Origin of the sequence: Lentisalinibacter sediminis (assembly GCF_040706615.1) — a bacterium.
In the GTDB taxonomy this organism is placed as follows: domain Bacteria; phylum Pseudomonadota; class Gammaproteobacteria; order Steroidobacterales; family Woeseiaceae; genus Lentisalinibacter; species Lentisalinibacter sediminis.
Window position 1 is genome coordinate 36,254 of sequence record NZ_JAPDRF010000004.1, and the last position, 26,486, is coordinate 62,739.

A 26,486-nucleotide genomic window follows, 5' to 3' on the forward strand; every position below is an offset into this window, starting at 1 on the left:
ATTCGCAACTCTTGGAACATGCTCAAAATCCTGCCGTGGGGCCTGCCATGACGGCGACCAGACTAATGTGCCGAAAGCGGTCGAAGTCACTGGCGCCAAGGAACCAATGCGTGCTGTCACCGAGAATGGTTAAGCCGATGGTCGATAGTCTTGATCTTGCAGAGCATATCGTACAGAGGGTGCAGGCTCGTCAAGGGATGCTCGCTGATCGTACGGTGCATAGTGGCCTTATCCCAGAAATCAGCAAGCAACGAATCGACGATATCATGTAGTAGTGTGCCGGTCCTCAAGAAATCGAAGTTCACCCAACCCATGTTCGGATGTCTTGCGGACACTCCGCCAGTGGCCCGATAGAGTCGCCAGCGCACGCTCTCGGCCACTTTTCGTCCACCCCTGGAGAGCTCCTGCATTCCGATTGGCCAAGCAGCTGAAAGAAGCGTGGCGGCCATTGGATAGCGCAATAGGCTGGGTGCCATTCGACGTAGCAGCTCCTGGTTGACCTTGTTGTGAATCTTGCACCTCAAGGGCAGAGCACATGCTAAAGAAACCAATTCATCGTTTGAGAATGGATTAACAATAGGAATCACGCTGCGGCAGATCCCAAGTTGCCCATTCATGTACTGTCTCCCGCGGTGTCCGACCTGAAATGCTTCCACCAAGCTGTCGAGATTCGTCACACCACTTTCAGCCAGTCGCTGCAACTCTGACTTTGTGTCCACCGCGCAGTCCGTTATGACTTGGCGGCGAATTTCCTCTCTGACTCCAGAATCTAGGCACCACCAGTCGATATAGGACGGGCGGTGCAACAGCTTAAAGGCAGTATCTAGGGCTCGCGCTCCTGTGTTGGATGATGGTTTTGGGCCATAGAGGTACTTGAGGAGACTTGTAAGCTGGGCGCGCTGCCCTTGGACAATGCTAGGGACGCCGTAGTGGCCACCCAGTACTCCACCAAATATTCCTCCAGAGAGAGAACGTAATCCACGCTCCCTTGCGAACTCGCTCGCGAGTCGCCAGTGGGGAAACAACGAATGCCCGGAATCCTCTAACGCCCGCTCGAGTAAAGCAACATCGATCTCTAATTCCGCCAACTCGCGCGAGTAACTGAGAACGCCGTGATCACGGCAGATACGGTCCGCGATCCGAAGCTCGCGACTACTTGTGTCACCGTGACTATAGGCCAAAACCTCGTCTTCCAGGCCATTCGCCAGTATGCCCGCCAGGATCGTGCGCGAGTCCCATCCTGCCGAAAACATGACTTGGCAACCAACTAGCCGCCGGCCCTCGAGCGTGACCGCATGGATGGCCTTGGTCGCGCAGCTATCCAGGTGCACTCGTTTCTCTGTCGCCCAAGGATTAGGGAGAACCTTGATAACCGCCTCAACTGCGCTTCGGCCCGGCTCGATAATATGGCTCTCCCCTGGGAGGAACTGATACATGCCTCGGCATACCGTACGCCTGCCGATGGTGTAGCCACCACCGAGAAACTGGTACACGCCGGTAAAATCCGGCTGGCAGTCAAGGAGCCAACGTAGATCGCCCTGAATCGGAGAATAGGCGCGAAAGCCTCGGTCTTGGGAATCCCCATAGAAGAACGGGAAACTGCCCAGCGTATCTGACAATACCCATGCATACCCGGTATGCTTTGATATAGCCACAGCGTTGCCGCGGATCATGCGCGACAGCGGCTCCGCGTCGCCGGATTCCAACGCATGCACACCTTGCGAAATTCCGTCTACTCTCTCTCCATCCGTCACCGCGAAGTAGCCGGGCAGATCCCATACCGATGTTCCGCCATCCCTCCTAACGAATAACGCACAAGTTCCATCAGACCATGCCTCCGTGAACTCTCTGGTGTAAGAGAGCTCCGCATGGTGAAAACGCGATAACGAAGAAGCGCCTCCTGATACAAATATGAAAGACATCTCAAATTTTCCGTCCGTCTAGTCGGTGGGAGGCAAAACCAGCAGCGCACGTCATCGAGCATACCCCCTGCATCGCGCATGGAACACCGGGCGCGCTCCACTCATCTGATCTTGGTGAAATTGAAGCTCACGGCAGATCACGAACCCTTGCGATCTCCCGACCGGAGTCCTCACGATGCGCAGCCTCCGTCACGGTGCTGCGATCTCAAGGAAGAGCTAAACCCTCCCCTTAACAAACCTAACGGCCGTCCGGAGAACCCACTGGTGCCCTTAACCACTTAGCTATGGTTTGTACTCGATTCCGCAACCTCTACAACTAGCTCTTGGAATTCGTCCTTGCAAATCGGCGGCAGGTCCAATAAAGATAAAATCCAGCTATGACCAATGTCCGCGCTTATGTGGTCCCATCCTATTATCTGGTAGAGCGCGTTTGCGACGTGATGAGCACATCTAGCCCACTACGCCTCTCATGCGGTTCGACTGTGGGGGACTGGACATGTTGACATAGATGCGACTCAAATCTCGGCCAATCGACGCAAACGAGAAACGAGCGGATACGTATTCTCTGGAATTCTGCTCGAGCTTCTTCCGCTCCGCATCATTATCCAGGAGTCGGGCAATTTGCTGGGTGAAATCCGCGCCACTGGTCGCCATAAGCACATGGTGCCCGTGAGTCAAGTCCAATCCTTCGCACGCCACCGGATGTGCAACGATCGCTTTCCCCATTGCCATAGCATCCAGCATTTTTAGCTTTGTCCCGCCTCCGTCGAAGATAGGGCAGACAAATACCATCGCTTCGTGAAACAGGGGACGGATATCGTCGACAAAGCCCAAAACCTGGATGCGTCGGTCCCGCTTCGACATGGCGAGGATATCTGGAGGCGGATTGCGACCAATTATCCGAAATAGAATCTCGGGGTATGCTGCAGTCAGAGCGGGCCAGACCTCTTTGAGAAAGAAGCGAATAGCGCTGATATTTGGGTACCAACTCAGACCGCCAACAAAAATAAGTGAGTTCGGTAGCTGTTCTGTGGCCGGAGGCGCGGGTTGAAAGTACATCAGATCCACGCCATTAGGCACCACAGAGGTCGGCACGTCGCCGACTGTTTGTTGTAGTCGCTCTGCATCGAGGTTTGCGCATACCAAGTGCTGCCGGAACCGGCTGGCGACGAGTCGCTCATAGGCCGCCAGGCGTTTAGCTTCCTGCCACAGATACACACGCTTGAACGGGTTATTCTCTTGTTCCGCTCGGCGCAACAGCATTATCGACTCGATATTGTGATGATTCAGCACGGCGGGCAACCCCCCTATCGCGTCTAGATAGGGCGCCAAGCTCAGGGTATCGAAATGGACCACGTCCGGCTGCAAATCCGTGACGGCTTTTCGGACAGCATTTCTATAATCATCGCACATCCCCCAGCGGATCGTATAAGGTACGCCGGGGAGCAGAGAGCGCAGAGCAAGCGCCCCGCGACCGCCGATCTGCCGATCCTCGGGAAGGTCTGAGACATGAATTACTTGCGTAAATGCGGAGATCGCATCAAGCGCCGCTTGAAAATGCGCTCTGTCCGGCTGATGCGCGTGCTGACGAAAGGCGACTACACTCACCTCGTGACGTTGCGCGACCTCTCGCATTAGATAATAGGACCGCTGCATCAGTCCGCCCTTGGGCGGCCAGGGGAGTAGATGTGAAAGCCAGAGGATGCGCATCACTTAAGAATACGGGCTTCCTCGGGTGCCCCATTCGCTCTCATTGAATCCGAGCCTTCCGGCTGAAAAACGCCTCGGCAGCACTACCCACGCAGGCGCATTCCACGCCCCGCATTCGCGCGATCGACGCGAACGTTTCCCGGTTGAACCAGCGCTTTTCGCGCTGGGACCCGAAGAACTTCTCGATCCCCGACAACTTCTTCTCGCACACCGCTTCTTCCAGCGGAAAGTACAGATTGGGTCGGCCCAGATCCCCATCGTATTTCGGAATCTCGTACTCCAGAATCAAGTGATCACGAAAGGTCTGCCAGGTAAGATCGGACACCATCCGGTGATCCTGATGCAGGTCTTCCCGGTAATGCGTAAACACCAGATCGGGATCGCACGCCTCACGGATCGTCTGAAAAGTCTCTTTCAGTCCCGTGAACTCGCCAGGGAAAAATCCGTCCCGGTACTGGAATATCCCGATATTCCGGTTCGCGAACTCTGCGGTGAAAAATTCGGCGCTCGCTCTCGCCTCCGCGCCCCGTTCGCCCATACCTGAGAAAACCACCCAGTGGATCGTGGCACCCGGATAGCGCACCGCCAGCGACAGAATCGCCCCCCCCGCGCCGATCTCGATGTCATCGCTGTGTGCCCCCAGGCAGAGAATCGTGGGCGCATCGCCGAGATCCAACCGCAGAGGCGTCATGTTTCGTCCTCGCGATGATTCCACACCTCCCAAGGCCGGTTGCCGCTGCCATGCATGCGGTCGAAGGTGATCTTGTCTTTGAACGTATCCATGGCAGCCCAGAATCCGTTCCACTTGCGGGTGCCGAGGCGGCGCTCCTCCATGAGGCGGGAAAAAGGTTTCTCCACCAGTTCTTCGCCTTCCTGGATGTAGTTGAAAATACTGGTGTTAAGAATCAAATATCCGCCGTTGATCCAGAAATCCAGTTCCGCCGCTGTCCCAATGGCGGTCACGAAACCCTCTTCGTCGCTTTCCATGTGGTGGAAAGACTGGGACGGTCTCGCGCTAAGAAAGCTCGCGGTCAGGTCGTTGGCCTCGTGAAAGCGGATCAGCTCCGGCAAGGGGAAGTCCGTTAACTGATCGGTGTAATTGGCAAGGAAGTTCGTCTCCCCGTCCAGGTACTCCCGCGCGCGCAGCAAGCGCTGACCGATATTGGAGTGCAGCCCGGTATCCACGAAGCGGATAGTCCAGTCGGCGATATCGCTCTCGGCTGGCGTCAGGCGGGCGCCGCCCGCCTCCATCATGAAATCGCGGTGACGGTAGCTGTCGTAATTGAGGAAGAACTGCTTGATCATGTCTCCTTTGTAGCCAAGGCAGAGGATGAAGTCCTTGTGCCCGAAATGGGCGTAGTAACGCATGAGGTGCCAGATGATGGGCTGGCTACCGACCTCCACCAGCGGCTTTGGCACCACGTCCGAGTGCTCCCTGAGCCGGGTGCCGAAGCCCCCGCAGAATAAAACGACTTTCATGATGGCGCCTGTTCTTCCGGGTCACATTCTCGCAGCAGTCCGGCCGCTTCCAGTTCCTGGGCTGTGCGTACTAGGGCTTCGAACGTCACACCGGATCGCCGGGCGATATCCAGCAGCGAATTCTCACCGTCCGACTGGTTCAGCAGCCACAGCATGGCTGACTCTCGCTCGGGCAGGTCCGCGCCGCCGGTGGCTCGATACAGCCCCCGCTTGCCCAGCTGGGGCTCGCACATCGGTTGCTGATTCACAAGATAACGGTTCTCGTCCAGCGTCTGCAGGATCGCCGTCACAATATCCAGGGAGGCCTGCAGGCGCTCCTCGGTGACGAGACCCGGATTATCGGCCGAGGTATGGTACTCCGGATAGCCGCCGTTCACCGAGCGGGTGAGCCGACCCACCGGCAGGTTGATGCCCGGCGAGCCGAACTGGCGTTCGTCATAGCCATAGGGTTCGAAATCCATGATCCGCGCCAAGGGGTCATGGGCCGCGAGCACGTACTCTGCTGCCTGGTCGATCTGGTGATGACCGTGCCGGGAGCGTTTATAGGTGTGAGCGGCCGCATCACCGAGGAGCCCGATCACGAGGCCGCCGGCAATACGCTTCAGGTGCTCTCGGTTACGGCTCAGCCAGACGATGGAGCCGATGGCGCCCGGTCCGAACACGAGCCTATAGGTATGGCGCCCGGGCGCCTCTTCCATGAGCCGTTGCCCGAGTGCCGCCGCCACGACGATACCGCTCAGGTTGTCGTTGCACAGGGACGGGTGGCAGGTGTGCGTGTAGACCAATATCTCCCGCTCGGTGTCGCCGGGAATGACACACTCGGCGTAGGTGAGGCTACCGGGTCGACGATCCGCGTCGATCTTCACCCGGTAGCGCTGCTCGGTGAGGCTCTGGCGCAGTCGGTGGGGCAGGCAAAAACCCCATTTTTCCGAATAGTAGGAAGTCCGGTAGGGAATCCAATCCGGGCGGTCCGGGAGGGAATACAGATGCTCGTCCAGTTCGGCCAGGCCCATGATCTTGTTGACCGGCACGCTGTAGTTCAGCACGTGCAGGTTCGAGTCCGCGAAATCTACAATTCTCCGCCCCGCCTCGTCTTCGATCCAAGCCTCGCGAATGTTCCACTCGTCCGGTACCGTCCAGTCAAAGGCGGGCTCGCCGCTGGGCACCTCGTGGATGGTAAGAGGAACCCAGTCTGCAACGAGGGCCAGAGTCTGCCTCACGCCATCGCCGGTGATGCTGCGGCAGATGGGATACAGGGCTTCGACCAGCGGCATGAGTTCCACTGGCTTCCGCTGCGCCACCGCCTCGCTCACAGCCCCCACCCCGCGAAGCACTTCAGTACGGCAACGTCCAGATCCGGGTAGTCCCGGTCCCGGGGATGGATCGCGTCGATATCGCCAGGCAGGCGGATGCCGAGGGCCGGGTCGTCCCAGCGGATGCCGTCGCCCAGCTCCGGCTGATAGTAGTCGGTCATCTCGTAGAGGACCAGCGCGCCATCGGTGGCCGTCAGGAAGCCGTGGGCGAAGCCCGTGGGCACGAACAGGGCGACGGGCTCGTCGGCCGTCAGCTCCGCCCAGAAGTGCTGCAGAAAGGCGGGCGAGTCCGGCCGCAGATCCACGATGACGTCGTGCACGGCTCCCGCGAGGCAGCGCACGAGTTTGCCCTCACGGGACGGCGGACGCTGGAAATGCAGACCCCGGAAGGTGCCCTCCTGCCGATTGAACGACAGATTCGTCTGCACGAAACCGGCCGGCAGGCCGTATTCGGCGAACTCACCCGAGCAGCGCAGGCGCGCGAAATAGCCCCGCTCGTCCCGGTGGGGCTCGGACGCCACCAGCCAAGCGCCGGGGAGCGGTGTTTCCGTGAAGCGCATCAGGCGGCCCAGTAATAGTCCTCGTCGATCTGGCCCGTGGCGATGAGCTGCTTCAGGCACTTCAGTCTTGTGTAAGCGGGCGCCTCGAAGTCGGCCGCCGTCATGCCGATGCGCTCGAACACCCGGCGGAGCTGGCGCGCGCCGTCCCGGGCCGTCCAGCGGCAGGAGAATCCGGGCAGGCGCGAAGCGATCTTGTCGAAGGAGACCCGGTAACTGCGGTTGTCGCCACCGCTCGGCCCGAACGTCAGCTCACACTCCGGGAAGACCTCCTGCACGATCTCCGCGATCTCCCGGATGCGGTAGTTCTCGGCACTGCTGCCCACATTGAAGATCTCGTTGTGGATCGCCTCCACGGGGGCGGCCAGGCACTGGCGGACGGCGGCGCCGATATCCTCGATGTGGACGATGGGCCGCCAGGGAGACCCGTCGCTGATCATGGCTATTTTGCCGGTGGTCCAGGCGAGTCCCGCCAGGTTGTTGAGCACGATGTCGAAGCGCATCCGCGGGGAGGCGCCATAGGCGGTGGCGTTGCGCAGGAATACAGGACTGAAACCCGGTTCGGCCATGGCGCCGACGTCGCGTTCCACGGCCACCTTGCACTCCGCGTAGGCCGTCTGGGGATTGACCCGCGACGTCTCGTCCACGATGTCTTCGTCGGCCACGCCGTAGACGCTGCACGAGGAGGTGTAGATGAAGCGCGGCACGCCGGCCTCCCGGGCCGCCCGGGCCAGGGCCAGGGAGCCCCGGTGGTTGATGTCGAAGGTCACCTCCCGGTTCGATTCGCCGAGGGGGTCATTGGAGAGCTCGGCCATGTGCACGACGGCGTCGACCCCTTCCAGCATATGCGGCGTCACGCGGCGGACGTCACCGCACACGGATTCGGGCCCGCGGGGCAGGTAGGCCGGATCAGTGAACAGCCAGCCGCTGCGGTAATAGCCGGTATCAAAGCCGATCACCTGATGGCCATCCGCCAGCAGAGCGGGAGCCAGAACGGCGCCGATATAGCCGTCCGTGCCGGTGACGAAAACCTTCATAGAGCCCTCCGGGCGCAAACTACCCTTCCCGGTCGAACGCACCAAGCTGCCATTAACGCAATTTTAGTCTAAAAACGGATCCCCTGAAGGGCTGAGTTCACAAAAATCTCGTGGCTTAGTTGTCGCTGAACACGCTTCGAAGGAAGTTTCGAGCAGCGGAGAGAGGATGCACGTTCTCGCGGTAATACTGCCGGTTGCGCTCACGCATCCCGTTGGACGCCTTGGGATTATCGAGCAGGTAGCGACATTTATCGACACATTCCTCAGCAGAATCATAGGTAAGATAGTGCACATCCGGTTCCAGAGGAACAGGCAACTCGATCAGCATGGGGCGACTTACGATCGCGCAGCCCGCAGCAAGCGACTCGGCGACTTTGAAACCCGCGCTGCCGTGTACTCCGTGGGAATTGACCGCCACGAGACTGGTTCGAAGCTGGGTCGCGTACTCGCTTCTCGGGACTTTCCTGCTGAGAAGCAGCTCCGGTCCGATCTCACGGGCCATCATCGAGTCCAACAGACCGATTGTATCGGGAAAGTCAAATGCGCGCCGGAGGGCGCGCACGACCTCCATCCGCTCCTCGTTGACTCGGATGTCGCCGGGGGAATCCCCCCGTACGGACCTCCAGACACGGGTCTGAAAGACGACTCGGGCTTGGACCTGGTCCGTTTCCGCCCATTGCCAATCCTCGTTCGCCAGCCAGCTGCGGACGTACTCCATCTGGGACAGGCACGTGGCAAAAGAGCGGCGAAGTGGATACGTGTCGCGCGCTCGAAACCGCGCCATGAGGCCAGCGAGTGCGATTTTGAGCATGAACGGCCGAGTACCGGCGAGATAACAGCCGAACGTGAGACCCGAAGACCGCATCTTTCGGCGTAGCGCATGTGGCAAGTCGGCTATGGCAGGACTCCAGTAGTTACGCTTGAAATAGACATCCACATCCTCGAGGGTACGCCGGCAGAAAAGGTCGCTCTTGTCGAAGAGATCAAGAGCGACCCTTCGAGCGCGGCCGGTCCGAAGATCCTCGACGTCAAAGAGCATGAAATGCTCGTGATTCATTGGCGGGCGGGGTACATTCAGGATTAAGTCCGTCTCTCCCCTGGCACGCATCGCAGCCAACCCACTTACGAGGCTGCCACACAATTCCAGGTAGAAAGTCGGCGATACATGCCATCGTACGCGGTATTTCGGCGAAGTCTTTTTTGACTTGGACTTCATGGAACACATCTTAATGAAAAAAGCCCCGCCCGAAAGGGCCGGGGTCACAAATAGAGCCGCGCTGGCGCTGCCGGCCGAGCCCGCTTCTGTGACGGAGCTGCGAGCAGGCAGCGCAGAGCCGCGTATACTTTGTGGGGATGGCCGTGCCGATCACGCGGCGTCGGCGAAGAACGGGCGCGAAGTTTGATCCATTCTCGGTCAACGACGGAAGTCATAGTCGAGCCCTGGACGGAACAGCAGTTCCTCGAGGCACGCGAGCCCTGGACTGAGCTCCTTTGCCGCAGCCGCGCAGACCCCCTGTTCCTGTCTTGGGACTGGCAGGTTGTCTGGTGGCAGCTCCATCGGCGTGCCTTTGCCCTTAAGCCATTTTTTCTCGCTGCGCGCTCCAACGACCGGCTGGTGGGGATCGCCCCGTTGTGCCGGCGAAAGGCCCGCCTCTGGGGTCCGCTGACCCTGCAGCGGCTGGAGCTCACCGGCGAACTCTGGCGCGAGGCGGGGACGGTGATGAGCGAATACCTGGACCTTGTGGTCGACCGCCAACACGAGGATGCTGTACTCGATGCCTTCGCCCGGTATCTGGGGAACCGGCGGGACTGGGGCCAGCTGGTCGCCGCCAACACGAGGGAATCGAGCCTGGTCGCCAGGCTGACCGAGCGCCGCCGAGCGCAGTCTCCCTCGGCGCATCTCGACCGCACCGACGCGCTGACCGCCTACCGGCTCGATCTGCGTGGGGGCTTCTCCGATTGGGTAAGTCGCCTGCCGGGGGCGACCCGCCGCAAGGCCGTCGCCCACCGGCGCCGCTGCCCCGACCTGCGCCACGTCGAGCAAGGCTACCAAGCCCTCGAAGATGCTCTCGACATCATGGCCGGGTTCCACGAATCCCGCTGGGGTCGAGTGCATTTCCGGGGTCTGCGCCGGGAGTTCCTACTGGAACTCGCGGAGCGAGACGGCTTCCGCGACCGCATCCGCCTCTCGATGCTCTGCGACGGCGATCGTCCGGTTTCGGTGATGTATAACCTGCGCGCGGGCGATGCCGAATACAACATCCAGTCCGCTTTCATGCCGCATTACTCCCGGGGCATCTCCCTGGGGTACCTGCACATCGGCTACTCCGCGGAGGCGTTATGCGAATCCGGGGTGGCGTACCTCGACCTCCTGGCAGGACCCGGGCGTGCCCGCAATTACAAGCGGGACTTCGCCGGCGAAGCCACGGAGATCGCCACCCAGCGGCTCACCCGCGCGCCGACCGCAGCGGCAGCCTACCGGCTCTCAAGACGCTGGCGCGGCCGCTGAACCGCGCTCCTGATCGCCCGATAAAGCCTGCGCAAAAGTCAGGCATCCGGTCATTGCTCAGCACAGAACCCCACCGCCTCGAGCCGGCGGAAGAAGCCGCTGGCCATCTGCGCAGCCGCGTCACAGTCCGCCGCGGCGCAGCCGACGGACACGGCGACGGCGTGCCCAGTATCCCGACCCCGCAACTCCGATGCGGCGCGCCAGACCTTGGCCACCAGGGCGTGGCCGCTCACGCGGGCGCCAAAGACGTAGCCCGCCGCAATCACCCGCGATTCCGACCCCCTGGACAGCCTCACTACACGCGGACCGGCGAGGTCAAGGGTCCCCGTAGCGCCGGCGGTATCCGCAGTCGCCCGGCGCCACTCACCGGGGTCGAACCAGCGATTGGGATAGCCGACCACCTCGGCCCCCTCTTCGCCGAGACGGTAGCCGAAATACCAGGCGTGGAGCGTGCCGGCCTCGGACTCGAATGCGCCGCCCCACCGAACCCGGGCATCCGGGAACTCCGGCGACAGCGCGGCCGGCGGTGGCTGGTCAACCCGGCGCCATTCGCTCACTCGCTCCGGCAGGGCCGTGCAGAGCGGGTCCGCGGCCGCCGGCGCCCGGGCCAGCGCGAAGACACCTAGGGACGGCAGGCTCAACAAGAGAACGCCCAGGGCCGCCGGGGCCAGCGCCCGGCCCGTCGACGGGACCGCCCGGTCGCTGCCGCCGTCGGCGCCGCCCCCCTCCATTCCCGGCGGCGCCTTTTCTTCCGCGGCCACCGGCAGATAGCGCTGCGCGAGGAGCAGCAGTGCCAGCATGACGGCGGCGAACACGAACCAGCCGAACATCACGTGGTCTTCCACAAGGCCGCTCTGCATATCCGTCATGTCGCCGGCCACCACCACGATGAACACCCGCAGCCAGTTCGCCGCCATGGCGGCGGCCATGGCCACCAGCACGGCCAGGATGCGGCCCGGGACCGTGCGCAGGAACCAGAACCCGTACAGGGCGGCAAGACTGCAGGCGGCGATGAAGTAATTCAGGCCGGCGCAGCCCCGCTCGATCACGAACGTGCCGGCGGCCACGTACACGGTGTCGCCCCGAACGTAGGCCGTCCTCCCCGTCAGGTCCAGCAACAGGTTGTTGACCTTCGCCGTTACCATCTGCAGCGGCGCCACGAGCACGTCCCAGACCGACCAGGTGAAGACGAGGGCCGCGAACAGGGACAGCAGGCGGACGCCGGCGCGCAGCCCGAACACATAGGCCACGGCAAGCCAGGCGAGAACGTGGAGCATGATCATTTGGCCGACCACGACGTCGGCCACCGTGACTGCTTTCAGCAACACGCCCGAGATCACCAGCAGCATGCCGACCAGTAGCGGAGGTGATTCCTCGAACGGTTGCAACCGGGCGAGGTAATAACCCGCCGCGGCGAGCACGAGGACGGACAGGGCCGTGCCGTGGCCGTAGACGAAGGCCTCGTTCCAGAAGCGGCTGACGGATGCCACCGCCTCGGCGTGGAGCAGGAGGACAAGGCCCACGCTGCCCGCGTAGGCGATGAGACCCGCCCAGCGCCGCATGAGACTCAATCAGGGTCGAACCGGAGGGTAAGCGTGTAGCGGTTCTCGGTGAAGTCGAACCCGCCGTCGCTGCTGCCCCGGTCCGCATACTGATACGTGAAGTCGATGAAAAGCGTCCGCGTCAGGCGCCGCGAGACATTCACGCTGGCGAAAAGATCGTCGTCCTCGCGGTCCGCATTCTGGAAGTCACTCTGCTCGAAGCGCCCGTCCAGGGAGATGCGCCAATTGCTGCCCAGCCGCCGAGACACCCCTGCGCGGACCCCGTCCCGCTGGCGTTCCAGGGCGTTGTCGGACTCGAAGTCCTCTTCGGAGCGAAAGACGGCCAGCGAGAAGTCGTTGCCGCCCGCCTCGGTACGCAGGGAGACGGAGAACCGCTGGCTCTCGAATGGCTCGCCGTCGCCGGCGATGTCCTGAGTCTCGCCGAATCCACTGCCACCGGTCTGGAACCGGTTGAAGATATCGCCGGCATTGGAAAAGCGCCGGTCGTAGCCGAGACTGAAGGAGGTCCTGGCGGTGAGGTTCCGGTCGAACGACACGCTGGCCAGCGTGCCGTCCAGCGTCTCGCCTGCTACCTCCACCTCGTTGATGCCGAGATCCACCGCCAGGCTGCCCCGGGAGATCTCGCTGCGGAAGGTGGCGGCGAGGGAGCGTCGCTCGAAGTCCTGGTTCAGCTCGTCGTCGTAGTCAATGTCGTCGTACGCGGCGGTCAGCCCGACGCTGCGGTTGCGGCTGATAGCGCGGCTGAGTGCGATGCTGGCGGTTACCTGATCGTTGTCCGTGTCCCGCTCCTCGAAGCTGTTGACCCCGTAGCGCCCGCCCAGGGTAAGGCGGGTCCGGTCACCCAGGGACAGGGTGAGTTCCGGGCCGGTGGAGAAATTATTGAAGTTGCTCCGGTTGTCCGGAGTGTCCGCGCCGAACGGGTTGGTCTGCAGCTTTCCGAAGCGGTCGGTGGTGACCCAGTCCAGGAGGTTCGGGATCAGGTCCAGGGTCAGGTCCGCGTTGGCGGCGCCGAACACCTCGTCGTCGAAATCCGTATCGGGGTAGTGGAAGAAGTCGAGATCCGACAGCAGACTGAAGTCGATGCGCCGGGTTGCCTGGGTCACATCCGTACTCAGGCCGACGAACGCGATGGTGCCCTCCTCTTCCGCGCCCGAGTCGCGGCCGATGTTGTCGCTGTAGGTGCCGCCGGCGCGGAGTTCGTAATCGAGCTTCGCGGCGAGCGCGGTGTTGCCGGCCGCTAATGCGAGGCTGGCCAGGAAAATCGCTATTGTTGGTCTCATCGTATCCACCGTCGCGATAGGTTACGTCCGGGCGGTCGCCCTCTCGCCATACCCGTAGCCGTACTGGTAGCTGCCGTAGGCGGCATCGGAGAAAGAGGTGCCCGCCTGGTTCAGAATCAGGTTCACGGCCTTGTCGGCGTCCAGGCTGTCCAACACCGAGTCGATTGCCTGCCGGGGCGTCTTGCCGGCGCAGACCACCAGCGCGATCTGCCCCATGCGACTGGCCAGGACTCTGGATTCACTGGTCACCAGCAGCGGCGGCGAATCGAAGATGACGATGCGGTTCGGCACGGACTTGGACAGGTGCGCCGCCATCCGCGCCATGCGCCGGCTGGCCAGCAGTTCGGTGGCGTGGGAATTCGGCCGCCCGGCGGGCAGGAGGCTCAGGCCCGGTACGTCAGACCGTATGATGGCGTTGTCGACACTCAGTGACTTGTCCGTGAGCACGTCGATGAGGCCGGGCTCGCTCTTCAAGCCAAAGAGCTCGCTCACGTGAGGCTTGGCCACGTCCGCGTCCACCAGCAGCACCGACGTGTCTTTCTCCACCGCCATGCTGAGCGCGATATTGATGGCGTTGAAGGTCTTGCCGTCACCGGGCAGCGCGCTGGCAATCATCACCAGGTTCGCGAACTCGGGCTTATCCGCATAGGCGCCCGCCATCAGGTCGAGGATCGGCCGCTTGATGATCCGGTACTGCTCCGCGATGTAGAGCTCCTGCTCCTCGGGGGCAAGCAGGCCCGCACTTCGCAACAACTGGCGGTCGATGGCGACGATGCGGCCGTCATAGCTCTCGAGGTCTACTTCTTCCTCCGGCGGCGCAATCGTGAGCGCGGCGATCTGACTGGTTTCACCACTTTGTACTATCTTTTTCTCGCGCCCTCCGGACCCGGACTGGATCTTGCGCAAAGCATCCTGAATCTTGCTCATTCGGTTCTTCCCTAAACCAGCCGCTGCAGCCACTGGCTGCCGGTATCGTGCATCAGGAACACGGCAACGAAAGCGACGCCGAGCACCGCCAGGCCGGCGCCGAAGGAGGAGATCTGCACCATGCGCCAGCGCTTGCGCTCCCTCGTCCGCATGGTTTGCACGGTGCCCAGCACCGGCAGGCCCGTCGCCTCACGCAGCATCCGCGCGTTGTTGAATACCGGGTTCATCTGATTCAGCAGGAAGGCAAGCGCACCGCCTCCGCCCAGGCCGGCGAGAAGGACCATGGCGATGAGCGCCGGCCGGTTCGGCGATGCCGGGTTCCGCGGCAGCGATGCCGGTTCCATCACCCGGAAGTCGACATCCTCGCTCGCCTCCGCCGATTCGGTCAGCTCCGCGACTTCCAGCCGCTGCAACAGCGACTGGTATTGAGCCTGCTTCACGTCATAGTCGCGGGTCAGGCGTTTCAGCTCCGCTTCGACTTTCGGCAAGACGTCGATGAGCCCGCGCAGCTCCCGGATTTTCTGTTCCTGGGACGCCTCCTGCTCCCGCAGCGCAGCCAGCTCCACGTCCACCTTGCTCATCTCCATCTGGATGTTCTGGTAGACGGGATTATCAGACGCGGCACCGGTACCACCGGAGTCGCGCAGAGCCTGCAGTTCGGCTTCCTTCTGGGCCTTGAGCTCGGTCAGGGTCTCCTTGATCGCGATCACGTCCGGGTGGCGTTCCGTAAACCGCAGCTGAAGCTCCTCGAGGCGTGCTTCATGCTCGTCGATCCGCCGGTCGAGATCCGACTGGATGCCGGCGGACTCCATGGTCTGCGACTCCCCCGCCATTTGCTGGCGCAGCGCCTGCTGACGGCGCTCCGCCAGCCTGATCTCGGCCCGGGTCTCCTCCAGCGCATCCATCTGCGCCTGAAGGCGACCGAAGTAGTCGCCGCTCTCTCCCGGCATCTGTCCCACGTTCTCGCGCTGGAACTCGGCGAGCTTCTGTTCCGCCTCGCTGAGTTCGCGGTCGAGCTGCCGGAGCTGATCTCGCAGAAACTCCTGGGCCTTTTGGGTATCCACCAGCTTCTCGCCGAGCACGTCTTCCTGGAAGTTGCTGACCAAGGTGTCAACCACCTCCTTGGCTACCACCGGGTCGATGTCGCTGTAGCTGATCGTGAAGACGTTAGGGTCGCGCCGCTCATCGTTCTGAATATTGATCCGCGTGCGCATGCCACCGATCAGGCTGTCGAACTCCTGGCTGGTCTTTGCGCGCAAATGCAGATCCGTCTTGCGCGCCACCTTCTCCAGTTGCGGCCGCCCGAGCATGAGCGTCGTCACGAGATCCACCCGGCTACGAACGTCGGTTTTAATCGTCAGATTCTCGATGACGTCCCGCAGAGCCGAACTGGTGTCGACGTACACCTGCGCCTCGGCCCTGTAGGTGTCCGGGAACAGGTAGGCACCCGCCCAGCCGACGAGGCAAACGAGCCAAGCGACACCGAGCGCCATCCAGCGATAGCGCCAGAGGCCCTTCAGCTGCGCGAGAAGATCCTGAATCTGAGGGGTCATTGGCGAGTATCAGAAGAAGGATTCGGGGATGATGAGGACGTCGCCCGGTTGCACGACCTTGTTCTCGCTGATATCGCCACCGTTGAGGAGATCGTCGAGGCGCACGCGGTATTCCCGCGCCTCGCCATCGACTTTGCGCACAAGCTTGGCGCGATTCCCGGCGGCGAACTCGCCGAGGCCGCCCACGGCAATCATAACGTCCAGAATTGTCATGCCCTCGCGATAGGGGATGGCCTGGGGATTGGCGGCCTGCCCGACCACACGGACCTGCTCTTCAAAGGTGCCCTGGAACCCGGTGACGATGACGTTGACCGACGGGCTCTTGATGTAGGTGGCGAGCACCTCCTCCATGTCCCTCGCCAGCTGGGACGGTGTCTTGCCGACAGCCACCATGTCCTCGACCAGGGGCGTCGAAATCTTGCCGTCCGGCCGCACGGGCACGGTCGCGGAAATCTCGGGGTTGCGCCAGACGAAGACCTCCAGCATGTCGCCGGGGCCGATGCGATACTCGGCCTGGTCGGCCCGGTCGGTGATGGTGGTGCCGGGTTCAGCCGGAGGCAGGCTCGGCGGGGAAGCACAGCCGCCCAGTACCAGCGCAGCGGCCAGAAAAAGTAGTAGTCTCGGCATATGCATTGACATAAGATTCCAAATCGCTTGCAGACTTCGACAGGTTATCGTCCGATCAGGGCAGTTTCCCTGATGACATCGACATTTCCCAGTGTCAATGGTGTCACAGAGAAGCCAGGAGTTCCCGCGCCTCGGCACGGCTGCTGAACTCGGCGTCGGACTCCAGTATCTCCTCGAGCAGCCTCCGCGCCTCGGCTGGCTCTCCGACCGAGGCAAGGGCGGCGGCCAGATGATACTTCACCTGAGCCCTTCCGTTACTGAGTTCGACCGCCCGACGCAGCATCGGGATGCCTTCTTCCAGATTACCGTTTTGTACCTGGATCCAGCCCAGCGTATCCGCTACCGAGCCATTATCCGGGCGCAACTCCCAGGCGCGTCGCGCGATGCTCTCCGCCCGGCGGTTACCGGACTGGGCGTATTCCCACGCCAGGTTGTTCAGCGCCACGAAATTCTCGGGCTCCGACTGCAGGATTCGCTCGTACTCGGAGATCGCCCTCTGGCCATCGCCGCTGGTCTGATAGTGCTGAGCCACGGCCAGCCGAGCGCCCGTGTCATCGGGCTCACCATCCAGATAGCTCCGCAGGGGCGCAGCCGCATCGCTCAAACCTCCCTCCGCGCGAGCACGAAAGGCCCTGAACGCCAGGCGTCGATCCCCGGGGCGCAGAGCGAGGGCCTGGTCGTACGCCGCCGCGGCTCCCGAATAATCCTCACGCGAGGCGAGCAGCTCGCCCTCCAGCGCAAAGGGCACGGCGTCCTCGGGGTGGCGCGCCTGCAGGCTTTCCGCGATTTCCAGGGCGGCGTCTATGTCTCCCTGCCGGGCCCGCGCGATCGCCACCATCGAGGCCGTCCGCAGATTCGCCGGATTGTCTCCTCCGGATGCCCGAAGGGTCTCCTCAGCGGTCGCGGCGTCGCCCAGTGCCATTTCCGCCCGCGCCTTGTTGATGCTGTAGGTCTGCTCGTCCGGTGCCAGTTTGGCGGCACGCTCGAACGCGGCGTAGGCATCCGCGTTGTCACCTAGTCCCTGGTGAGCCAGGCCCAGCAGATTCTGAAGTTCTGCATTAGCCGCATCCAGTACGACCGCCTCTTGCGCCACCTGCCGTGCCGCCTCAAATTCGTCCTCTGCCACGTAGAAGCGGCTGAGCAGCGCCCTCGGCGCGAGGGCGTCGGCGTCCGCCTGCCGGGCCTTCTCCAGCCAGTCGACGGCCGCATCCCTGTTAGCCATCCGGGCCTCGAGCTGGGCCAGCGCCACCATGAGCCGGCTCGATTCCGGCCGCTGCTCCAGCGCCGCCAGGTATTGCTCTCTGGCCGCGTCCAGATTGCCCTCGCGGGTATCGATGCGGGCGACATTGATATAGGCAGCGATATCGTCGGGCGCAATTTTCTGCGCCGCGAGGAAGTGCTCGCGTGCCTTATCTAGGCGGGCCATGGAGAGTGCCACGCCGCCGATCAGGTTGCGGACGCGGGCATCGTCGGGCCAGCGCTCCAGCATGGCCTCGGCCTCTTGCATGGCCGTGGTCGGGTCACCCCGGCGGAGCGGCGCCATTACCTGCAGGAAATTCCGCCGGTAACTGGCGTCACCCGCCTCCTCCGGCAGCGACCGGATGATGGATTCGGCCTGCTCGGCTTCTCCCGCGGCCAGATAGGCAGCGGCCAGATCCAGCTGGATTGCCGGATCGTCGGGGGCAGACTCGGCCGCCTGAGTCAGATAGGCAATCGCGTTGTCGTAGTCGCCCGCCTCGAGGCTGGCGCGAACAGCCAGATTCAGGGTGGCTGCGTCGCGGTCTTCTCCGCCAAGCAGCGGGCGGAGAACCTCCTGTGCTTCCTCGGCTCGGTCCTGCCGAAGCCGAGTCTCGGCCAGCAGTCGGCGGGCATTGGCGCTCGCCGGCGCCGCCGCCACGACCGCGGAGAGATACATCTCGGCCTGACCGAGATTGCCTTGCCGGAGGTGTACGGCGCCGAGCAGGAGCTGTGCGGGCCGATATTCCGGCGCAGCCTTCAAAACTTGCTGCAGCTCCGTCTGCGCGATGTCGAGGTCTTCTTCCAGGTAAGCGACCCGCCCAGCCAGGTAGCGCGAAGCGACGTTACTGCCGGTCAGGGAGCGCAGCTGCTCCACCGCGGCCTTCGCGGCGGCGGTGCCCCCGCCAGCCAGGTGGGCCTCGATGAGGCCGCCCAGGGCTTGGGCTTGATTCTCGGTATCGTCGGCACCTGCCGAGAGTCCCACCGCCCGCTCGAAATCCTGCACGGCGAATTCTGCATCGCCACGGGACAGGTGCAGCGAGGCCGACGCGCGCCAGCCCTGGGCGAAGTCGGGATCGGCGGCCAGAAGCTCATCGAGGATGCGCCGGGCCTCGCCGTAATCCTCCTGGGCAATGTAGGTGGAAGCGAGGCCGAGCCGTGCGTGAGAGTTCGCCGGATCCGCCTCCAGTACATCCAGGTAAATATCCCGCGCGGACTCGGGCAGTTGCAGACCCATGGTCGCGTCGCCGCGGAGACGGAGCACGGCGAGCCGGTCGGCTTCGTGGGCGGCCACCGCCGGCCGGATCTCCTCCAGCATTTCATTGTAACGGCCGAGTCGTACCATGGATTCAGCCAGGTCCACGACGACCTCGGAGGAGTCCACGCCGAGATCGACGGCACGGCGGAGTTCGACCTCGGCGGTGGCGGGGTCACCTGCTCGCAGCGAGGCGCGGCCGAGCAGCAGGCGCGCCGCCCGATTGTCGGGTTCGTCCTGCAGAATGCGCTTGGTATCGATGACGGCGGCGCGGTACTCGCCGGCTTCGTAGGCCTGCCCGGCACGCTGCAGGCGCTCGCCGTGGTCCATGGCCAGCCCGCAGCCGACGACCACGACAAGAAGAGAGAATAGGATCGGAACCCTGGCGAGCCGGCCGGCCCACGTGCGCGACGTTTCAAGCATGTTCGGGCATACCCCCAAGCGACGATCCCTGATCGAGAAGTTCGTGACCCGATGCTTACCGGGTCAGCCTCGCGCCAGTCTAGCGCTAGAATTCTACACCAGAGCGGGGAATAGATGGGGAGCGCACGTTACCGCGGAATAGTGGGATGGAGATCACATTCACGAAGTAGGAGTGCCTTCAGAGCCGATGCATGCCGCCCATCATTATCGGGGATGAATCCCCTCCTACGGCGCCAGAGTCGCGGGCATGGCGAAATAGTCTGCCCCCGTCTACGCACCCTCCAAATATAGTCAGTTGCCTGTACTTTCGTAGATTCGCACAAACCTGAACGAACCGATCGCGATTCCGGCGGCATCGTCATCATTGGCGATAGTCAGTCGCATCCCCGTGCCCGTGTAGTACTGACCAACCGGAATGACGAAGGTCTGGGCGCCTGATCCGTTGTAAGAATAATCGCGTATGCCCCAGTTCTGCGTGCCCCACAGCTGGAAGATTCGAGAGGCAGCTGCGCCGGTAATGTCGCTGTACGTAAAGCCGATCCCGTGAATCTCACCCTCCTGACTGCTCTCGAAGGTAAACTCCAGCATCGTCGTCGGCGTGATCGTGTACGTCTCCTCCGTACGGCGCCACGTGTTGCCGGTCAACATCAGCGAAAGACCATTGTCGAGTACTTGCACCCCACCANGTATGCCCCAGTTCTGCGTGCCCCACAGTGTAAATATGCGTGAAGCCGCCGCACTCGTGGTGTCGCTGTCCGTAAAGCCGATCCCGTGAATCTCACCCTCCTGACTGCTCTCGAAGGTAAACTCCAGCATCGTCGTCGGCGTGATCGTGTACGTCTCCTCCGTACGGCGCCACGTGTTGCCGGTCAACATCAGCGAAAGACCATTGTCGAGTACTTGCACCCCACCATCTTCATCCTGGTCAGAAAAAGAGACGGTGGCCGCGGTCCTGAAATCGAAACAGTCGGAGCAGATAGGCGCCTCGACGATCGACCAGTCGAAGATCGCTGAATCCGAGCCGCTGACGTTATCCGTAACCGTAACCGTTACCGTCCAGGTATTGAGCTCGGTCGGCGTCCCGCTGATCGTTCCGTCAGGTGACATGCTCAGCCCCGTGGGCAGGTTCGTCGCCGAGAACTCCAAGGGGTCACTATTGAGATCATTAGCCGAGATAGCCAGAGACACGAAGTTGTTAACCGTGCTCGTCTGGTGACCCGGATTGGTGACCATTGGCGGCACAGGCTCCTGGCTCGGGTCGTATATACGGATTCCTGTGAAACGCGAATCGCTGCCTATCCCGGCATCGTCATCATTGGCGATAGTCAGTCGCATCCCCGTGCCCGTGTAGTACTGACCAACCGGAATGACGAAGGTCTGGGCGCCTGATCCGTTGTAAGAATAATCGCGTATGCCCCAGTTTTGCGTGCCCCACAGTGTAAATATGCGTGAAGCCGCCGCACTCGTGGTGTCGCTGTCCGTAAAGCCGATCCCGTGAATCTCACCCTCCTGACTGCTCTCGAAGGTAAACTCCAGCATCGTCGTCGGCGTGATCGTGTACGTCTCCTCCGTACGGCGCCACGTGTTGTCAGTTAGCAAGAGCGTCTCGCCACCATCCAGCACCTGAACACCGGCGCTCACGTCCTGGTGGGAGAAAGACGCCGTGGTGATTACAGAGAAATCGAGACAATCCGTACAGCCAGCCGGATCCTGAATCTGTGCCGTCACCCCATCCAGCTGGTCAAGGTAGGCACCGAGGTCATTCAACTCGGCCGCCATCAGGCTGATCCCCGCATGCGCGCTGATCGCCTCGGTCACATCCATCGCCGACCCGTCATGCAGGTAGGGCGCCGTGTTCCAGAGGCTGACCAGCGTGGGTGCATCAATCCCGTTGAGACTCCCGCCCAGGCGACTGCCGCTGGTAGGCTGCTTGATCGTGCCGACGTCGTGGAGCGTGGTTTCATCCAGGCTGTCGGTGAAGTTCGGTGATGTATGACAGCTATCGCAGCCCTTGGAGGTGAATAACTGCCTGCCAACCTCGCCGGCTGCGGTCAGCGAACCGTCCTCGTTTCGGTATGGGCTATCGTCGAACTCGTCGAGGGAAGCCACATAGGCCGCCAGCGCGTCCAGATCGGCACTGAGGCCGGTCTTCTGATCGCCGAGCGGGGTGGACCGGGAACCGACGAGATAGTCGGCATTGTCCATCAGGCCGGTGCCGCCCGAGAACGTACGGATCTGATCCTCGAAGTCCTGCAGCTCGTCGAAGTTAGCACTCCAGTGCAGGAAACCGTGGGCTGTGGCCGCCCGTCCGCGGAGCATGATGGTGTTGCGAAGGCCCTCGCCCATGCCGGTGAAGTCCCAGATACGCCCGTCCTGACCGCCATTGTTGTGGCAGGAAGCGCAGCTCATGTAAGAGTCGAGTGCCAGGCGGGGATCCCGGGCGTCGTAGAAGAACTGCTTGCCTTTCAGGACGTCGGCCGCCAGCGCCTCGTTGGCCACGGTGCCGATGGTGTTGACCTCGGTGACCGCAAGCTGGTTGCCATACGTAATGCCGGAGATGTCGTAGACACCGACCGTCCGGTCCATGAAGTTGTGCACGTACAGGGTGGATCCGTCACTCGACGTCACGACGCCGTGTGGCGCACGGCCGACATCGAAGCGGCCCAGCTCCGTCGCCGTATACACGTCGCTGACCGCGATCTCCCGATTGCCTTCCAGCGACGTGAAGAGATAGGCGCCCCAGGGACCGAATGCAGCGTACTTGCCAACGCTCGCATTGTCGTGGTCGATACGGAACGTGAAGTCCTCGCTGCCGGTGGCCAGGTCGATCTTGGACGTGATCGCGCGAACGGTCTGGTCGAAGGTCATGCCCTGGCCACCACGGAGGGCGCCGGCGAGTATGTTGTCCTGCTTCGAGGGAACCCAGGCCGAGGTCCCGTCGGGCGACACCACGGCAGGGCCGAGATAGTTCGGCACACCAGGCCCGGTGTGCTCCGAGGCGACCCGCTCGCTGTGCTGGAGGATCGTTGTCGATTGCACGGTCATCGTGAACGGCTCCACGATGACGACCTCGCCGCCGTATTTCTGACCGCTGAACTCTACGATTGGGCTGGCAGTCCACTCGTCGGGCAACGTGGGCGTTATGAAGCGCGTGACGAATACCTTCGAGCCGTCTGCCGTCACGGCCACGTGACGGGCGTTGGGGCCGAGGTATTCGGAATCGATGAGTGTGCGAGTGCCGGCATCGATCTTCAGCAGCTCGCCGGTGCCTTCCTGCACGACGAACGCGACGTTCTCGCCGTGATGGAACGCCAGACCGTAGGGCGCCGAACCGGCTGCGAGCTGGATGGTGGTAGCCAGCGACAGCGCCGTCGAATCGAACACGGAGATGGTGGCGGACCGGCGGTTTACCACCCAGGCGTCACCGTTCGGTGCGATCTGCACGGCGACGGGGTGGTTCCCCGTCGCGAGCTCGGTCTTCGTGCCCATCGCGACATCAGTAATCACCGTGACCGTGTCATTATCGGGATTGACGCTCCAGATCTGGCCGAGCGGTTCATTCAGCGCGATTGTTGAGCTCGAGGTCGGTGCGTTCGCCGTCAGCGGGCGATGCACGAGCTGGACCACCTGGTAGGTCACCTCTTCCAGCGTATCCAGATCCCGCACGGTCACGGAGATCACGTAGCGTCCCGGGGCGGCATAGGAGTGCTCCACCGACGGGAAGTCGCCGAAACCGGTTTCGGGCGTGCCGTCGCCGAAGTTCCAGTTGTAGACGAGGTTGGTCCCGCCGCTCGCCGCGGCGTCGAAGGTGATCTGGGCGCCGGTCACGTCTGCCGTGGTCGTGATCGGCTCGAGGTCCAGCGGCTCGTCGGGGACCGCTGCCAGCGCCAGGTACGCGACCTCTTCCGCGGCATGAGCCCGTTCCGCGTCACCGAGCTGGTCCTCATCGAACGCCAGGCCGAGCGCAGTGCCGGCAAACGGCGTGGCGCCGTACAGAACCGGCCAGCCGCCGTTGGCGCCGTTCATGCCGGCCGCTGCGACGACGGCCGTCTCCGCCTCGGACACGAGCGCGTAGGTATACGGCGGCGAATCGCCCATACCCGCGATCGAGGAGGCGCCCACGGCGGCCTCGACCAGCCAGTCACCCACCTGGCCGCTGCCGCTGTCGATGACGATGTAGCCCAGCGTATCGCCGGCGCGCGTGGTGTCCACATCCTCGCCCACGTGGCGCCCCACATGCAGTGCGCCGGCGCTCGGCGGGTTGCCGGCGGAGCCGTCGGAGGCCCAGAACACACTCCAGCGCGGCTCGTTGTCGCCCATGACCTGCCCGATCACCACCGGTGACAGGTAGTCCTGCTGGTAGGGCACCGCCTGGCCGGCCCAGCTCGAGTCGCTGTCGACGACCGTGGAGGCGACCGTAGCGACCTCCATCGCGATGCCGTCACCGGAGTAGACGCCTTTCTCGGCGACGACGAAATGCACGGTGTAGGTGGCCGGGATGGCACCGTCACCCGGGTTCTGCACCCGCAGCTCGAAGGCGCTGCCGGCCGCATTGCGCACGCGGCTCACCACCGGCAGGTCGGTGCCGGAATACGCCGGCGTCGCGACCACGACCATATCGTCGTAGGTATCGGGGAGGTCGACGGTGACCCAGTCGCTGCCCACACCGGTGACCGTCCCGGTGTAGAGCTGCGCTTCCGCCGGCGCCTCGATGCCCACGTTATCCGGCGACAGGACCGCACCCGGGATGACGTCGATGGTCGACTGGCCCGGACGGATCCAGCCCACGGCGAGGTTGTCCCCGCCGCCGCCCTCTTTCTGGAGGGCCTCGATGTAGTAGGTCTCTCCGGCGGTGAGAGTGATCGGCGCCGACTGCTGCTCCGGGTACTTGGTCCAGTCCCTCGGCCCGGCCCAACCGGGTACCTGGGCGATCAGCTGGCGATTGGCCGGGTTGCTGTCGGGGCTCAGCCACAATTCGCCGGCATCGTCGGTGGCAATGGCGAAGGTATAGGTGCCCGTCTCCGTCGGCGTCAGGTAGCCGTGGATCCGGGTGCCGTAGTTGTCCGCCCAATTGGTGGGCGCCTCGAAACTGGTGAGGCCGTCGCTACCGGACGGTGTGGCCGGATAGTTGGCGTTGGACGTCAGGTCGCTGATGGCGCTGCCGCCGATGCCGGTCCACCAGTCACGCCGGATGCTGCCGAGCCCCTGGCCGAAGACCAGCCACTCGAAGGACCGGTTCTTCGCGCCTTCGTCGTTGTCAGTGGCAGTCACGGTGACGTTGTAGACGCCCGCCACCGTCGCTGCGCCCGAGATGACACCCGTCGCGGGATCGATCGTGAGGCCTGCCGGCAGGCCGGCCGCGCTGAACGTCAGCGGGTCGTCGTCCGTATCGCCGGCTTCCACGGCGACGGACACGGCCTCGCCTTCCTGGGAACTCTGCTGCGGAATGGACGCGATCCAGGGCTGACCGGACGTATTGGCCTGGACGACATGGGCCTCGGACGGCACGTCACTGGCGTCGAGCCCGAACAGCATCCAGTAGCCGGGCGTCAGCACGTTACGGTTGGGATGCGCGGTGAGCTCGTAGGTGCCCGGCGAGGTCTCGGTGAACTGTACCTCGACGAAGCGCACGTCGCTGTTCACACCGTGGGTGGTGGAACTCATTTTGATCATGGTGAAGCGCGCGAGGCCAGGGGTGCCGCTGACGGTAAACGTGTTACCGCTGTTGACACGGGCCGGGCCGCTGGTGATCTCGGGCCGGATGGCCGGCGTGTTATCGGCGTTGAAAAGGTACGGCGGCGAGTAGATCTCCCCGTCCCGGTGGCTGGCCCCGCCGCAGAACGCCGAGCCCGAGCAGTAACCACCGCCGGCTGCCAGCACACGCCCGTCGGTCAGAAGCAGCGCGATGGAATGGTAGTTGCGCGGCGTCGCCATCGACGCGCCCACCGTCCAGGTGCCCGTGTCCGGGTCCCAGATCTCGGTGGCGTAGATCGTGCCGGTGTCGTTGAACTTGCGCCCGGACGTGTTGCCGCCGATTACCAGCACGTCGCCCGTAGGCAGCATCACGCCATTATGGAACTTGCGCGCGTGGGTCATGCTGTTCGTTGCGGCCACCACGGGGCTCGGACCATTGAGATCGATCGTGAACGCCTGGTTCGAGCTGGCGATGTTCCCGCCGGCAACCCATCCACCCGCGGTGAGCAGCTTGCCCTCGTCGTACATGATGGTGGTGCCGTGCTTGTGATAGAAGTCGGTCATCTCCGGACCGACCTGCTGGAAGCTGCCGTTGCCCTCCGGGTCGATGTAATGCATCCGCGGCGTGGGACCGGAGTGGAAGATCTGCCCGTTCGGCGCCACGTGCAGCAGGGGCCACCAGCGGCTCTCGCCGTGGGTGCCGGAGTTGAAATAGGGGCTCAGCACCATCTCGCCGAAGTCGATGCCGTTCTTGATCTCCCAGCCGGAATCGACGTTCCAGCGCTCCGGGTACTGCTGCAGGGAGGCGGTGCCGATGGCGGTGAGGATGTCGCCGTCGGCCAGGGCCACCGTGGTGGGGTACCAGCGGCCGCCGGACTCCATGTTCTCGATCTGCAGCCACTCGTCGTCGCGGAAATCGAAGATGCTGGTCCAGGGGCTGTTCGTCTGATTACGGCCGCCGTTCACGAATACGCGCCCGTCTTCCAGCATGGCCAGGTGAGCGCAGAACATGTTGTGACCTTCGTGGAAGAGCTCGACGAACTCGCCGGTCTCGGGGTCCCAGGTGGCGCTGTAGGTCTGCTCGGTGGTCGGCCAGGTCTCGCGCTCGGAGCCCGACCAGGTCAGGATCCGACCGTCGGGGAGATTGGCCGCGGAGACCGCGATGTGCGGCCAGTCCATGACGGGGCCCCACTGGCCGCCGTCAGCGGGATCCTCCGGCCCGGCTTGAAGGAAACCCGGCGCTACAAGCGCCAGGAAGAACGAGAAGACGCCAACGCGGCCACTTGCTGTCACGATCCCCGACCCCCGCAGTCCATTTTTCTTGAGGCGTTTCAGGGGGCAGCATGCAAGACTCACGCCACTGGGGAATTATTGCGCTGCCTTAGTGGCTTACCACAGCCCC

16 protein-coding genes are annotated in these 26,486 nt (G+C 63.1%); 1 reads left to right on the forward strand and 15 read right to left on the reverse strand.

Annotated elements, in window-relative coordinates; translation table 11 throughout:
• Positions 1 to 116: 116 nt before the first annotated feature.
• The 8 genes from ACJMKX_RS08860 to ACJMKX_RS08895 form a co-directional block, all read right to left on the reverse strand.
• Positions 117 to 1,922 carry an asparagine synthetase B family protein gene (locus ACJMKX_RS08860; RefSeq protein ID WP_405223878.1) on the reverse strand — a complete coding sequence of 602 codons (1,806 nt, stop codon included), beginning with the start codon at positions 1,920 to 1,922 and terminating at the stop codon, positions 117 to 119.
• Positions 1,923 to 2,372: 450 nt separating this feature from the next.
• On the reverse strand, positions 2,373 to 3,578 hold the full coding sequence (locus ACJMKX_RS08865; RefSeq protein WP_405223880.1) for a glycosyltransferase family 4 protein: 1,206 nt from the start codon (positions 3,576 to 3,578) through the stop codon (positions 2,373 to 2,375).
• A gap of 94 nt (positions 3,579 to 3,672) precedes the next feature.
• Positions 3,673 to 4,323, reverse strand: a complete 651-nt coding sequence (locus tag ACJMKX_RS08870) for a PIG-L deacetylase family protein (protein ID WP_405223882.1) — start codon at positions 4,321 to 4,323, stop codon at positions 3,673 to 3,675.
• The gene (locus tag ACJMKX_RS08875; RefSeq protein ID WP_405223884.1) at positions 4,320 to 5,111 is read right to left on the reverse strand and encodes a sugar phosphate nucleotidyltransferase; all 792 of its coding nucleotides are present in this window, start codon (positions 5,109 to 5,111) and stop codon (positions 4,320 to 4,322) included. Before ACJMKX_RS08875 ends, ACJMKX_RS08870 begins: the two co-directional genes overlap by 4 nt.
• Positions 5,108 to 6,385: a DUF4910 domain-containing protein gene (locus ACJMKX_RS08880; protein ID WP_452233332.1), complete on the reverse strand. Its 1,278-nt coding sequence runs from the start codon at positions 6,383 to 6,385 to the stop codon at positions 5,108 to 5,110. The genes ACJMKX_RS08875 and ACJMKX_RS08880 overlap by 4 nt, the downstream gene beginning before the upstream one ends.
• A 35-nt stretch (positions 6,386 to 6,420) precedes the next feature.
• Entirely contained in the window at positions 6,421 to 6,984 is a 564-nt protein-coding gene (locus ACJMKX_RS08885) for a dTDP-4-dehydrorhamnose 3,5-epimerase family protein (protein WP_405223888.1), read from the reverse strand.
• A complete protein-coding gene (locus ACJMKX_RS08890; protein ID WP_405223890.1) occupies positions 6,984 to 8,018 on the reverse strand; it encodes an NAD-dependent epimerase/dehydratase family protein in 1,035 nt (344 codons plus the stop codon). Before ACJMKX_RS08890 ends, ACJMKX_RS08885 begins: the two co-directional genes overlap by 1 nt.
• 115 nt (positions 8,019 to 8,133) lie before the next feature.
• A complete protein-coding gene (locus tag ACJMKX_RS08895) occupies positions 8,134 to 9,234 on the reverse strand; it encodes a glycosyltransferase (RefSeq protein WP_405223892.1) in 1,101 nt (366 codons plus the stop codon).
• 414 nt (positions 9,235 to 9,648) lie between these two features.
• Between ACJMKX_RS08895 and ACJMKX_RS08900 the strand changes: the two genes are divergently transcribed.
• Entirely contained in the window at positions 9,649 to 10,527 is an 879-nt protein-coding gene (locus ACJMKX_RS08900; protein WP_405223894.1) for a GNAT family N-acetyltransferase, read from the forward strand.
• Between the two features lie 50 nt (positions 10,528 to 10,577).
• On the opposite strand, the gene ACJMKX_RS08905 is transcribed toward ACJMKX_RS08900, so the two are convergent.
• The 7 genes from ACJMKX_RS08905 to ACJMKX_RS08935 form a co-directional block, all read right to left on the reverse strand.
• Positions 10,578 to 12,089: an exosortase-associated EpsI family protein gene (locus ACJMKX_RS08905; protein WP_405224559.1), complete on the reverse strand. Its 1,512-nt coding sequence runs from the start codon at positions 12,087 to 12,089 to the stop codon at positions 10,578 to 10,580.
• Positions 12,090 to 12,094: 5 nt separating this feature from the next.
• Complete coding sequence (locus tag ACJMKX_RS08910) at positions 12,095 to 13,369, reverse strand: outer membrane beta-barrel protein (protein ID WP_405223896.1); 1,275 nt, start codon at positions 13,367 to 13,369, stop codon at positions 12,095 to 12,097.
• A gap of 21 nt (positions 13,370 to 13,390) precedes the next feature.
• Positions 13,391 to 14,296, reverse strand: coding sequence for an XrtA-associated tyrosine autokinase (locus tag ACJMKX_RS08915; RefSeq protein ID WP_405223898.1), 906 nt, complete (start codon positions 14,294 to 14,296; stop codon positions 13,391 to 13,393).
• 11 nt (positions 14,297 to 14,307) lie between these two features.
• A complete protein-coding gene (locus tag ACJMKX_RS08920; RefSeq protein WP_405223900.1) occupies positions 14,308 to 15,849 on the reverse strand; it encodes an XrtA system polysaccharide chain length determinant in 1,542 nt (513 codons plus the stop codon).
• Positions 15,850 to 15,858: 9 nt separating this feature from the next.
• Positions 15,859 to 16,476 carry an XrtA/PEP-CTERM system exopolysaccharide export protein gene (locus ACJMKX_RS08925; protein WP_405223901.1) on the reverse strand — a complete coding sequence of 206 codons (618 nt, stop codon included), beginning with the start codon at positions 16,474 to 16,476 and terminating at the stop codon, positions 15,859 to 15,861.
• Between the two features lie 103 nt (positions 16,477 to 16,579).
• Positions 16,580 to 19,390 (reverse strand): XrtA/PEP-CTERM system TPR-repeat protein PrsT, encoded by a 2,811-nt coding sequence (gene prsT, locus ACJMKX_RS08930; protein ID WP_405223903.1) that lies wholly within the window; start codon positions 19,388 to 19,390, stop codon positions 16,580 to 16,582.
• 291 nt (positions 19,391 to 19,681) lie between these two features.
• On the reverse strand, positions 19,682 to 26,263 hold the full coding sequence (locus tag ACJMKX_RS08935; RefSeq protein WP_452233333.1) for a putative Ig domain-containing protein: 6,582 nt from the start codon (positions 26,261 to 26,263) through the stop codon (positions 19,682 to 19,684).
• Between the last annotated feature and the right edge of the window lie 223 nt (positions 26,264 to 26,486).